Source organism: Dankookia rubra, assembly GCF_004355005.1.
Taxonomy (GTDB): domain Bacteria; phylum Pseudomonadota; class Alphaproteobacteria; order Acetobacterales; family Acetobacteraceae; genus Paracraurococcus; species Paracraurococcus ruber_A.
Map to the genome: position 1 here is coordinate 1 of NZ_SMSJ01000308.1, position 823 is coordinate 823.

The following is an 823-nucleotide window of genomic DNA, read 5'->3' on the forward strand; positions in this document are numbered from 1 at the left end:
GCCCGCGGCGGGCGGCGAAGCCCGCCGCCGCGGCGGCCAGCGCCGCGGTGGCGGCGCCGGCCCCGGCGGGATCGGCCAGGGTTCGGCGCAGCGCGATCCGGGCGAAGCGGGGATCGGCATTGCTCGGGTCCCGCACCGGGGCCAGGCCGGCGGCCGCCACCACCCCCTCCAGCCGCGCCGGCGGGGTGCCGAGCAGCGGCCGCAGCAGCAGGGCCTCCGGCGCCGCGCGGACCGCGGCCATGGCGGCGAGGCCCCCTGCCCCGCTGCCGCGCAGCGCCCGGAACAGCAGCGTCTCCGCCTGGTCGGCGCGGTGGTGGCCGAGCAGCAGCCAGGGCGTGCCGGCCGCCCGGCAGGCCCGCAGCAAGGCGGCATGGCGGCCGGCGCGGGCGCGCTCCTGCAGCCCGGCCCCGGCGGGGAGGCCGAGCGGCAGCACCTCCGCGGCGATGCCGCGGCCGGCCAGCAGCGCGGCGACGCCGGCCGCCTCGGCCGCGCTGCCGGGCCGCAGGCCGTGGTCGACGACGAGGGCGAGCAGCGCGCCGCCCCGGGCGCGGGCCCAGCGGTCGGCGAGCAGGGCGAGGGCCAGGCTATGCGGCCCGCCGGAGACCCCGGCGGCGATCCGCGGCGCCGGACCGAAGGGCCCGAGCGGCGCCATCAGCGCCGCGAATTCGGCATCGTCCAGCGGCGCCATCAGCGCCGCGGATGCGACATCGTCCAGCGGCGCCATCAGCGCCGCGGGTGCGGCGTCGTCGAGCCGCGCCGCCGGTGCGGCGCGCGCGCAGCCGCGCAGCGGCGCCACCGGCGCGGCGGGCGCTGCGTCGTCGGG

Annotated in this window: 1 protein-coding gene; it reads right to left on the reverse strand. The window is 83.4% G+C overall.

The features are described 5' to 3' along the window. Positions 1–823: tRNA lysidine(34) synthetase TilS (gene tilS / locus E2C06_RS36735; RefSeq protein WP_133293422.1), on the reverse strand; the 823-nt coding region annotated here is incomplete at both ends.